At 56.0% G+C, this 12,790-nt stretch carries 6 protein-coding genes; all 6 read left to right on the top strand.

Annotation, left to right across the window (positions count from 1 at the left end; genetic code table 11):
* Window positions 1-16: 16 nt before the first annotated feature.
* A complete protein-coding gene (locus tag DQG13_RS25885) occupies window positions 17-991 on the top strand; it encodes an ABC transporter permease (protein WP_113023078.1) in 975 nt (324 codons plus the stop codon).
* Between the two features lie 13 nt (window positions 992-1,004).
* Entirely contained in the window at window positions 1,005-1,880 is an 876-nt protein-coding gene (locus tag DQG13_RS25890; RefSeq protein WP_113023079.1) for a carbohydrate ABC transporter permease, read from the top strand.
* A 112-nt stretch (window positions 1,881-1,992) separates the two neighbouring features.
* Window positions 1,993-3,642 (top strand): extracellular solute-binding protein, encoded by a 1,650-nt coding sequence (locus DQG13_RS25895; RefSeq protein WP_113023080.1) that lies wholly within the window; start codon window positions 1,993-1,995, stop codon window positions 3,640-3,642.
* A 106-nt stretch (window positions 3,643-3,748) separates the two neighbouring features.
* Window positions 3,749-5,971 carry a helix-turn-helix domain-containing protein gene (locus DQG13_RS25900; RefSeq protein ID WP_113023081.1) on the top strand — a complete coding sequence of 741 codons (2,223 nt, stop codon included), beginning with the start codon at window positions 3,749-3,751 and terminating at the stop codon, window positions 5,969-5,971.
* A 142-nt stretch (window positions 5,972-6,113) separates the two neighbouring features.
* Complete coding sequence (locus DQG13_RS25905) at window positions 6,114-11,417, top strand: polysaccharide lyase family 8 super-sandwich domain-containing protein (RefSeq protein WP_113023082.1); 5,304 nt, start codon at window positions 6,114-6,116, stop codon at window positions 11,415-11,417.
* 24 nt (window positions 11,418-11,441) lie between these two features.
* Entirely contained in the window at window positions 11,442-12,779 is a 1,338-nt protein-coding gene (locus tag DQG13_RS25910; protein WP_113023083.1) for an S-layer homology domain-containing protein, read from the top strand.
* The last annotated feature ends 11 nt before the right edge of the window (window positions 12,780-12,790 follow it).

Below are 12,790 nucleotides of genomic sequence, written 5' to 3' on the forward strand. Positions count from 1 at the left end.
CAAGGAAGTGACAGCAATGAGCAAATCACCGGTGCCATCTGCTCCGGCAGCTGCAGCCCGGCCAAAAGCCAAAAGCGGCTGGCTGGTCAGAAAGTACGGAAAGCGGCGGCTGAAACAGAATATTCCGCTTTACATCATGTTTTTGCCGGTTATGGTTTTCTTTCTTACTTTTAAATACTATCCCATGACCGGTTTGGTAATCGCCTTCAAAAAATACAGCTTCATCAAAGGAATCTGGGGCAGCCCCTGGGTCGGTCTGGATGTATTCAAAATGATTTTCAACAATGACCAGCTCCTCGGGATCATCTGGAATACCTTCATGATCAGCGGCCTGAACATTCTGGTGGGCTTCCCCGCCCCGATTATTCTGGCGCTCCTGTTGAATGAGGTTCGCAAAACCGGCTACAAAAGGCTGATTCAAACCCTGGTATATCTGCCCCACTTTCTGAACTGGGTTATTGTCGGCGGCATTATCGTTACGATTTTCTCCCAAAGCACGGGCATCATTAACCATGTGGTTGCCTGGATAACCGGAGAGCCCTATCCGTTCCTCTATAAGCCCGTCTCCTGGATCGGCATCTATCTGGGCTCCGGCATCTGGAAGGAAGCAGGCTGGGGAGCCATCATCTATCTGGCGGCGCTGACCTCCATCGATCAAAGCCTCTACGAGGCGGCCAGCATCGACGGCGCCAACAAGTGGAACCAACTGACGCGGATTACCCTGCCGGGCATCATGCCTACGGCGATCATCATGCTGATCCTGAAAATCGGGCAGCTTATGGATGTAGGCTTCGATCATGTATATGTATTGCAGAATAATGCCGTTGCCGAAATCTCGGAGGTTATCAGCACATTTATGTACAAGGTAGGACTTCAGCAGGCGCAGTTCAGCCTGGCTACGGCTATGGGACTATTCGAGTCCCTGGTGGGACTGGTGCTTGTACTGTCTGCCAACCGGCTTGCCCGCCGGTTCAATCAAGGTCTATGGTAAGGAGTGATTGGGAATGAAGAGTACCACCGGAGAAAAAATATTCTATGCAGCCAATCATATCCTGATGATGCTCGTCGGATTGGCTTGTCTATTGCCCATTATCCATGTGCTGGCCTTATCCTTAAGCGACAAACATGCCATTGCATCCGGCTCCGTGGTGTTCTGGCCGGTCAATCTGGACTTTGCGGGCTACAGGGTTCTGTTCAAGGAGACGCCGATTGTGGAGGCGTTCCGCAACAGCCTGATTATTACCGTGGTCGGCACGCTGCTCAATATGATCTTCACCGTTCTGGCGGCTTATCCGCTGTCCAAACGCTATTTTATCGGACGCAAATTTTATTCCTTCGCCGTGATTTTCACCATGCTTTTCGGCGCAGGCATGATTCCCGGTTACCTGCTGATCAAAAGCCTGGGGCTGATCAACAGCTACGGCGCCTTGTGGTTTCCCGGCCTGGTCAGCGTCTATAATCTGATGGTGCTGAGGAGCTTTTTTGAAGGGCTTCCCGAGGAATTGGAGGAGGCCGCAAGAATCGACGGCTGCTCCGAATGGCGGCTTATCCTGCAGATTGTTCTGCCCCTGTCGGTGCCGGTATTGGCGGCCCTGACTCTCTTCTACGGCGTGGGTCACTGGAATGCGTTCATGAGCGTGCTGCTCTATATTACCGATTCCAGCAAGCATAACCTCTCCGTGCTGGTGCAGCAGATGATCCGCAGCCAAAGCCTCCTGATGGAGATGAACAATGTTCAGTCGGATTTGGCCAACACCCTGACGCCGGAAGGAGTGAAGGCTTCAGCAGTGATGGTCATGACCCTTCCCATGCTGATTGTCTATCCGTTCCTGCAAAAGTATTTCGTCAAGGGCGTTATGATCGGAGCCGTCAAGGGCTGAGCCTGGCCCATGGACGCAAAGGAGGTGAGGCCGGCGGAGCAGGAGCGCGAACGCGCCGTCGCAGGATTGTCTGGACATTGTATTTCATAAACATACAAGGGGAGATCATTCCATGAGCAAGCATTATGCCAAAAAATCGGCAGTCGTCACCCTGGCCCTGCTGGTATCCGCCGGCACCGTTCTCGCCGCCTGCGGCGACAGCAAGGACGAAGCCGCACCCAACAATCAGACTTCTCCGGGGGCGGCAGCCAGCTCCGGACCCAAACCGAAGATCACCGTCTCCATCTATGACCGGAATAATGTTCCGGAGGGCGAGGGCACCATAACCAATAACCGCTGGACCAAATGGATCAATGAAAACGCTCCGGTCCAGGTAGAGTTTGTCCCGGTTCCCCGCACCAATCCGCAGGAGCGCTGGAATGTGCTGTTCGCTTCCAATTCCGCTCCCGACCTGATTTTTGAATTCGGCAACAACTATATGAAGGAATTGGCCTCCAAGGAGCAGATTCTTCCGCTTGACGATATTATCAATAAATATTCCAGTACCTACAAGAACCTGCTGGCGGCCGATTCCAACCTGCAGAAGCTGACCAAATTCAACGGCAAAACCTACTTCCTGGGAAGATATACGCCTTACACCACCAACCATTATCTGATGATCCGCAAGGACTGGCTGGATAAGCTGAACTTGCAGGTTCCGCAAACAACGGAAGAATTTTTCCAGGTGGCGAAGGCTTTTGTAGAGCAGGACCCGGACGGCAATGGCAAAAAGGACACTCTCGGCGCTATCTTCCACGATGTGGATTACTTCTTCAAGCTTGATATGGCCAGCAACCAGGCCGACTTTATGCTGAAGGACGACCAGTACGTCCATGACTGGACCCGGCGCACCGCGGCAGTGGCCTTCAAGAAACGTCTTTATGACGCAGGCCTTGTAGACAAGGACATCTTCGCCGATACAACGGGAGCCAAGGCGCAGCAGGATTGGCTCAACGGTAAGCTGGGCATCTGGGGCTCGGGCAATCTGGAGAGCAACACCGGCTACGGCATCTATGAAACTCTGAAGAAGAACAATCCCAATGCGGAGGTAGTCATCCTGCCTTTGCCCAAATCGGAATTCGGCCAATTTGCTCCGGCGGGCGGCGACTACATGCAGTTTACCGCAGCCATTAACGCCACAACCAAGAATCCGGAAGCCGTGATGAAATATGTGGATTGGCTGATGTCCGACGAGGTGCAGAAGACACTGGCCTTCGGTTTTGAAGGCGAGCATTACAAGCTGGACGCCAACGGGCTGCCGAAGCCGATTGACGCTGCCAAGAACAAGAAGGAATTGACCTGGAACGCGGACTTCTACATGCTGGCGCAGACCGGTCTGATGGGTAAAAGCATGGAGTTCTCCAACCAGTTGGACGCAACGAAGGCGCTGGATAAGGAATTCATTAATTTGATCGACAAGGCCCGCGAGGCGTATCTCAGCCCCGAACGCCCCAAAACCGCCGATGTGTTCCTGCTGCCCGTATCCTTGCCGGATGATCTCTTGCTTGTTCAGACGACCGTGACCAATACCTTGAACAATATCTACACCAAGGCTATTGTCGGCGGGAGCAGCTACACCGTGGAGCAGGCTATGAAGGATGCCCAGGATGCGTGGGATAAGGCCGGCGGCAAAAAAATCGACGATTTCCTGGCCAAAGCCTACACCGACAACAAAAAGGATGTTATTCTCACCAAGGATCTGTACAACTTCCAGAAGAAATAAACCCCGGATTGCAAGGCGAAAGCAAACTTCGCCTTGCTCTCTTTTTCAAGTGTAAGAATTGATGTGGTAAGATAATGCTATCACGTTCCTCCGGGAGAATGCCTTTATGAAGAGAAACTGGTTCCAGCGATTGCTTCTGTCCTATCTGCCGGTGCTTATTCTCATTGCCTGCTTATTCATCTTCATCAGCATTGTGCAGCTGAAGGAGCTGTCGAGCAAGGAGGCGACCAAGTCCAGCCGGATGTATTTGCAGAATCTGATGACCAGCATGGATGTGTCGCTCAAATCCATCGACAACCTGATGGTGGAGTCCATTGCCCGGAACAATAAATTCATTTCCTTCGCAGGAATGGAGAATGATCCGGAATTTATCCTGGAGCTGACCAGGCTTTTGCAAAGCCTGACGGCATCCCATCCGTTCATCGATTCCGCTTATGTGTACCGTTCGGGGGATGATTCCATTGTCAGCAATGAGACAAAGCTGATTATCGACCAGTTTGCAGACCGCGAGTATGTGCGGCAGTCGCTGGAAGCCTATGGCGGTTCCTCCTGGAGCGAACCCCGCAAATTCAAAATCTGGAATGAGTGGAGCAGCATCGGGAATGACGAGAAGACGGTGATTTCCATGGCCCGGGGCATCCCGCTTCAGGGCAAGCGCATCGCCTTGCTTGTGGTGAATGTCCGGATCTCCGTTATCCATGATTTTCTGAGGGACAACGGAACCTCGGAGATCAATGACATTGCCGTTCTGGACAGCCGGGGAGAGGCGCTGTTCGAGCAATCCGGGCAGGCGGTCAGGGGGAAAATCCGCCTCCAGTCGGACTACACCGGATGGACCTATCACAGCGGCTTAAAGACCCGCGGCTTGTACAGCATCACCAACTATATCACCAGCGGCTGGTTTCTGTTCGGTTTTCTCGGACTGCTTTCGGCCATCGGCTGGATTGTCTATATCGCCCGCAAAAATTACAAGCCGATTGAAACCATGATGTCCCGGATTGAGAAATACAATTTGGCCAACAAGGAGCATCCCATCCAGGGACTGCCTGCGGATGAGCTGAGCTATATCGACTATACCCTGAGCAGCATTATGGAGGCGACCCAGGATTACGAGCATCAGACGAAGGAGAACCAATCCTATCGCCGGCTGCAGCTGTTCAAGGAATTGATGGAGGAGGACAGTCCCGTCAACCGGGAGGAATGGGAGGCCGAGCTGGCAGCCCTGGGCCTGAACGAATGGGGCACCGCCTCTATAGCCATTGTGGAAATCGACAAGTATATGGAGTTCATCAGCACCTACTCCCGCAAGGATCAGGGCCTCTTCAAGTACATCCTGAGGAAGGTGGTGGAGGAAACCGCCAAAACCGGCGGGCTCATCATCTGGCAGGAGTGGATGACCAATCACCGGCTGTGTGTGCTCTATCTGTATGAAGGGCGCCCGCTGCAAGCCGAAAGCGCTGCAGTGGCCCACATGGAGCAGGTCCGCCAGTGGCTGCAGGAAAATCTGAAGATGACCGTTACCGTGGGCATCGGAAATGCGGCGGATTCGCCGGAGGCCATCCCCCAGTCCTATGAGCTGGCGGCCAGAGCGCTGGATTACAAATCCGCCTTGGGCAGCAACCGCCTGATCGGCCATTGGGAGATTGAGCTTCTGTCCCATGATGATCTTTTCATCTATCTGCAGTATGTGCGGACCATTGCCCAGGCCTTCCGCGTAGGCAATGACGGCTGGCAGGAGCAGCTGCGGCTTTTGTTCGAGGGGCTGCGCGGCCTGCTTTTGCCCAAGGAGGAAATCAACGGAATCCTGACCTACATGAACTATTATTTCTACCGGGAAATGATGGAGCTGCCGCCGGAGTATCAGGAGCTGTGGAACCGGGAATTCGGCGCGCCCTGGTCGGAGAGCATGGAAAATCTGGAGACGCTGGATGAGCTGGAGGCCTTCTATCTGAATGCCTTGTCCGCCTGCGCCCGCAAGATGGAGGCCATCCGGGAGAGCAAAGGTAATCACGGGGTCGTCCAGCAGGTGCGGGTTTATATAGAAGAGAATTTCAGCAATCCGGATTTGTCCCTGTCTTTATTGAGCGACCAGTTCCATATGAATGCCTCCAGTCTGAGCACCCTATTTAAGGAGGAATTCGGGGAGAAGTTCGTTGTCTACCTGTGCCAGGTGAGGATGGAGCATGCCAAGGAGCTGCTGCGCAGCACAAGCCTGCCGATCCAGGAAATCGCCGAGAAGGTGGGATATCTGCATCAGATGTCCTTTATCCGCGCCTTCAAGAAGATGATCGGCACCACGCCGGGAGATTACCGCAAGGTTCATCAGTAACGGAGGCTCCTGTATATCATTCAAAATCTCGTATATTGCCCTGCCCGGCCCGGAATTGTATTCTGGGTGGGCAGGAGGCAATTGTTTTTTGGCAGCGTTTGCAAACCCATTTACTTATTCCAAAATAAGGGAGGTCCATCTATTGGACAGAAACACCGTCTCCTTCACCGTCTTCTTATTGATCGCCGCCATAGTGATGAATTTGTTCTATTTCCCTGCGCCGAAAGCCTTGGCAAACGGTGCGGATGAGTATGATGCCCTGCGGAGCAAAATGTATGATGTCCTTACGGGAGGAGCCTTCGATTCCGCCGATCCCGACATCGCCCCCAAGATTACAAGCCTCAGCAATAATGCCCAGAATTTTTGGGATACCATGGAGAAGTCCGCCGGCCGGACCTATCTGTGGAGCGATCAGAGCAGTCCGCTGGGGGCCAATATGACCTCCAATCATGTGTCCGGCAGCTACAGCCGGCTGCTGTCCATGGCAACGGCATACAGCACCAACGGCACAACCCTGTACCAGAACGCCGACCTGCTGGCCGACATCCTAAGCGGCATGGATTGGATGTATGCGAACCGCTACAACATGAGTGTGCCGGTGCGCGGCTATGACAACTGGTACGACTGGCAGATCGCCGCCCCGCTGTCCATCAACAGCATTACGGTGCTGCTTTATCCCCACTTGTCCGCGCAGCAGATCAGCGATTGGCAGGAAGTCATCGCCCGCCAGGTGCTGCCCTTCAGCGCCGGCAACACCGGCGCCAACCGGATTTGGACCTGCAACATTATCATCACCAGCGGCATCCTGACCAAGGACAGCGCCAGAATTACATTCGGCGTCGACGGCATCAGTCCTGTGTTGGACTATGTTACCTCCGGCGAAGGTTTCTATGAGGACGGCTCCTTCCTCCAGCATACGGCGCTGATCCCTTACAACGGCGGGTACGGAACCTCCCTGATCGACAATCTGACCCAGGTGATGTACATTGTAGCCGGCTCCACCTGGGATATCACCGATCCCGATATCAACAATGTTTATCAATGGATTTATAATATGTACGAGCCGTTGTTCTACCAAAACAGCATGATGGATATGGTCAATGGCCGCAATATCGCCAGAACAGGAAATGACAACAGGGGAATTACTTCGATGGGAGCTCTTGGCTCCTCCCTGGTCCGCCTTGCGTATGCGGCTCCCAATCCGGAGGATGCCGCCCGCTACAAGTCCATGATCAAACAATGGATGAGCGAAGCCACTTCGCTTACGCCTTATGCCAGCCTGGGCTCTATTCAGCTTATTGCCCAGACCAAGGCGATTGTGGATGATCCCGCTGTTGCCGCCAGAGGGGAGCTGGTGCTGAACAAGCAATATCCCAACATGGCCAGGGCGGTACATAGAAGGCCCGGCTTTGCCTTCGGCATCAGCATGTCCTCCAAGCGGGTAGGCAATTACGAGTCGCTTAACGGAGAAAACCTCAAGGGCTGGCATACCGGCGACGGCATGACCTATCTGTATAATTCGGATATTACCCAATTCGAGGATGCCTTCTGGCCTACCGTGGACAGCCACCGCCTGCCGGGAACCACGGTGATTCAGAACAGCGAACCGGCCGCACAGCTGAAGAACGGCTCCAACTGGGCGGGAGGCACCGAATGGGGCGGTCTGTACGGTGTAACGGGCATGGAGCTGCGCTCCCCGGATGCCTCTCTTGCCGCCTATAAATCCTGGTTCATGTTTGACGACGAGATCGTCAATCTGGGAGCAGGCATCCAATCGTCGGACAGCGCCAACCCGGTAGAGACCATCGTGGATAACCGAAAGCTGAACAGCAGCGGGGATAATGCTCTGACGGTGGACGGAGTGGAGAAGTCCTCCGCATTGGACTGGGAGGAGAGCATGTCCGGCATCGGCTGGGCCCATCTGGCAGGCAATGCGGCGGGAGCCGATGTAGGCTACTATTTCCCTGGGGGAGCCGACATTGCAGGATTGCGGGAATCCCGGACGGCCAATTGGAACAGCATCAACAACTACTACAACGACAGCGCCGTTTATCCGGCTTATTTCGAGGACCATACACGCCAATATTTGTCGCTGCGGTTTGACCATGGGACAGCTCCTTCGGATGCTTTCTATTCGTATGTGCTTTTGCCCAACAAAACGGCTCTAGAAGTGGGCAGTTATGCCGCTGCTCCGGACATCACCATTCTGGAGAACAGCCGGGAGGCCCAGGCCGTCAGGGAGAACAATCTGAAGCTTACCGGCATTAACTTCTGGCAGGATGCGGTCAAGACGGTGGATGGCGTCACCAGCAACAAGAAGGCGTCCGTCATGATCCGCTCCGGAGACAACGGAGTAGAAGTTTCTGTGGCCGATCCCACCATGGACAATACGGGAACCATCAGGCTTGAGCTGGAGATGGATCTGGGGCCCTTGGCTTATCTGGATTCGGGTATTGTCGTCAGCTCCGCAGGCGGCAAAACCGTACTGACGGTTAATGTGAACGGCACAGGCGGCAAAACTCTGAAGGCCCGCTTCAACAAGCCGGGAACCCCCTCCAGCGGACCCGCCGCTCCCACCGGGCTGACGGGCAGAGATAATACCCCCAGCTCCATCACGCTGGCCTGGAACGCGGTGGCGGGAGCGACGGAATACAGGCTGTACCGCGCCGAAGCCGTAGGCGGGCCCTTTGTCTCGCTGACAGGATTGGAACCGGGGGAAACTGCCTTCACGGATACCGGCCTGCAAAGCGGCGTCAACTACTTCTACAAGGCTGCCGCTCTGAATGCGGCCGGCATATCGGAGGATTCGGCTGTTTTGTCGGCCTGGACTGTTACGGGTCCGCCCTCGGGCATTGCTGTTGACAACCATTCCGGAACAAGCATTACCTTGTCCTGGCCGTCAGTTCCGGGGGCCACAGGCTACCTGGTGTACCGTTCAACGGCCAAAAGCGGACCGTTCACAACATTGACCGCCAATCCCGTGGCAGGGTTATCGTACACGGACAGCACCGCATTGGGCGGGATCAATTATTATTACCGGGTGGCAGCCGTGAATGAAGGCGGCGTGTCCGAGCCTTCAGCCGCCGTCACCTCCTTGTTTGAGATTCCGGCTTATTTGATCGATGAGAATTTTGACGGCATGGCGTTGGGCAATCTCAACGGCCAGAACGGCTGGGTAGGGGACAACGGCGGGGTGGCGGCCAATCTGGTTGCTGTGCAGCTGAAAAGCGGCTCAACTGAGGATAAGTCGGTGAAGCTGACCACTCAGGCGTCCGGCGGCAAGTCGGAGGTATATAAGCTGTTCAGCGCCCCGGCAGGCAGCATTGTAACCGTGGAGGACACGGTTATTGCAGACGACAACTATTGGAAGAATGCGCTGATTGTAGCGGACAGCAGCCTGACCTCCAGCAACATTGCCGCCCATGTGGTGATGGAAAACGGGAAGATGTGGGGCTACAACGGCGGAACCAAAACGGATATTCTGCCTTCCATCACGGCCCGCACTCCCTATCGTCTGAAGGCGGTGATCAATACCTCCACCAGGAAGTTCGATGTGTATGTGAATGACGAGCTGCGGGCCTCTCAGTGGAGCTACCGGTATTCGGGAGTGACCAAGGCGGATAAATTCAGCGTCAGCAACTCGGGCAATTTGAACAGCTCCATGAGCTTCGACGATGTGAAGATATCCTATCTGCCGCAAGCGCCGGGCAATGTGACGGCCAACACGCTGTCATCCTCCAGCATCGCCCTGTCTTGGAGCGCGGCTCCCGGCGCAGCGGAATACCGGGTATACCGTTCCGCCTCCCCGGAAGCGGGTTATCAGCTGGTCAGTGGAGCGGGATTAGCCGGTCTGAGCTATACGGACACCGGATTGTCGGGGGGCAAGACCTATTCTTATAAGGTTGTGGCGGTGCATGGGCAAGCCGTATCCCCTGAGTCGGCTATTGCCTCCGCAACCACAGCCGCTCCTGCAACCCCCTTGTTCGAGGTTCCGGCGTATCTGATCAACGAAGATTTTAACGGCATGACCCTGGGCAGCCTGAATGGCCAGGACGGCTGGGTGGCCGACAACGGCGGAGAGGCGGCCAATCTGATCGCCGTGCAGCTTAAGGATGGTTCGAGCGTTGACAAGTCGGTGAAGCTGACCACCAAGTACAACGGCGGCAAATCGGAGACCTACAAAATCTTTAACGCCCCTCAGGGCGCTATCCTGACGGCGGAAGTCACCGCCGTGGCGGATGACACCTACTGGAAGAATGCGTTGGTGGTGGCGGACAGCAGTCTGGCATCCAACAGCAATGCTGTCCATGTGGTGATGGAGAAGGGGAAAATCTGGGGCTACAATGGCGGAACCAAAACAGATATTCTGGCTTCCATAACCAGCGGCACCCCCTATCGCTTGAAGGCGGTGATCAATACCTCCACGAAGAAATTCGATGTATATGTGAATGATGAGCTGCTAGGCTCCCAGTGGAGTTACCGCTATTCGGGAATCACCAAGCTTGACAAGTTCTACGTGAGCAATTCCGGCAATGCCAACAGCTCCATGAGCTTCGACGATGTGAGGATATCCTATATGCCCCAGGCTCCGGGCAATGTGACGGCCAGCGCGCTGTCCGCCTCCAACGTCGGGCTGTCGTGGAGCGCAGCTCCCGGCGCAGCGGAATACCGGGTGTACCGTTCCGCCTCCCCGGAAGCGGGCTATCAGCTGGTCAGCGGAGCGGGTTTGGCCGATCCGGGCTTTGCCGACGCCAATCTGTCTCCCGGCACCACTTATTACTACAAGGTGGCTGCGGTTCATCAGCAGGCCGTATCTGCGGCATCCGCCACCGTATCTGCGGCAACCTATGCTGCAGCGGCCGGAGAGCCGCCGGTTCTGCTGGCAGATACCACGCAGAATGATACGGCCCATCCCATTGAGATCACCTTCGCGGACAATGCCGACTGGCGCAGCGCCATTACGGCGGTTCAAATCGGCGATGAAACGGTCTCCGGCAGCGTCTATGCTGTCTTGCCGGGGGTAATCCGGATTAATCCCGGTGTGCTGGCTCCGGGAGCCCATCTTATTACGGTAAAGGCGGCGGGTTATTCCGACAGCTTCGTCGTCCAGACCATTGCCGAACCGGCAGCGGCGGTTTTCGCCCTCGGTGAACCGCAGGCTGCTGTGAATGGCCTGGCGGCAACGGTAACGGCAGACATTCTCACCACGCCGTCCGATGCTCCGCCGGCTACCGGCACGATCATTTTTCAATTGATGGACGGCATGACGCCTGTCCAGATGGTGGCCATCAAAGGCAGGCTTGCAAACGGCACAGAGGTTACGGCGCAGTTCAATCTGCCCGCCGCCCGCCAGTATACGGTCAAGGTGTTTCTCTGGGATGATCTGCAGAATCAGGTACCCCTGGCGGCGCCGAAGACGGTGACGGTTGCCGCAGGTCAGCCCTGAGGCCTGGAGAGGAGGAGGTCCGATTTGAAAAAAATATACTTGCTTGTGCTGGCATTGATGCTGGCCGCCGTCTACCTTCCCGCGTCTGCGTTGGCGTCGGACTCATACGGCATTGCCGTAGCCGTCAACGGCAACCGGGCGACGGTCACTGGAGGCAGCTCCGCCCATGCCGGCAAAACCATAACTCTGCGGCTGGCGGATGAGGCCAAACGCAATATTTTGGCGGATGAGGTGCAGGCCGGGACCGGCGGCAGCTATTCCTTTGGCCCTTACGAGCTGGCAGATGGCGCTTATATCGCTTATGTGGGAGGCGCAGGCGCACCACCGGAGGCCAAAGCCTTCACCGTAGGAGGCTCCGACGTTCCCCCTCCCGCTGAGACTGATGCTCCGGGAGGAGGAGGCGGGGGGTTGCCGGTGAATAGCGGCATCATTAACGCCGCCACGGGGGGAAGTCTCACGGTCAACGGGGTGCAAATCAGCGTTCCGGCTGGAGCGGCGGACGGCAGCATCCGGATAACCGTCGATCAAGTCGGCGATACCTCGACTCTGCCCGCAGCTCCCCAATTGCAGCTGCTGAGTGGCGTATACGAGATCAAGAAGGACAAAAGCGGCGATTTTGCCAAGCCTGTTGTGATCACTCTGCCGTTTGACAAAAGCGGTGTGGACTTCACGAAAACGGCTGTGGGCGTGTATTGGCTGAATGAGCAAACCCGCCAATGGGTGCCGTTGGATGACCTGAAGGTGGATGCCGCCCAGGCGACAGCCTCCGGGACAGTCAGCCATTTTGCCAAGTTCGCCGTATTTGCGGCGGATAAAGCGGCAAGTGCTCCGGCGGTTGCGGAGCTGCCCGACATCCGGGGACACTGGGCTGAAGCGGCAATCCGCCAATTGGCCGAAGCCGGTGTGATCCATGGTTATCCGGACAGCACCTTCAAGCCGGATGCCGCCATTACCCGGGCCGAGTTCATCACGCTCATTGTCCAGGCGTTTCATCTCCAAGGGCAGGGCGGCGGCAATTTCCCCGACACGTCCGGCCATTGGGCCGGGCAGGAGATTGCCACAGCCTCGGCGCTGGGAGTGATTCAGGGTTATGAAGACGGCACTTTCCGTCCGGACGCGCTCATCACCCGGGAGCAAATGGCTGCCATCGTCATCCGCGCCGCCGGAATCGGTCCGGCCTCCGGGAGTGCCGGGTTTGCGGACAGCGCCGATATTTCCGCTTGGGCGCAGGAGGCGCTTGCCGCCGCTTCGGCAGCAGGCTTGGTCAACGGCTATGAGGACGGCACTATGAAGCCGCAGGCCAACAGCACCCGGGCCGAAGCGGTGACGGTTATTCTAAGAACGCTGCAATTGTCTGAATAGAGCTTTTGCGC

This window comes from Paenibacillus sp. YN15 (genome assembly GCF_003285005.1).
Lineage (GTDB): Bacteria > Bacillota > Bacilli > Paenibacillales > NBRC-103111 > Paenibacillus_AR.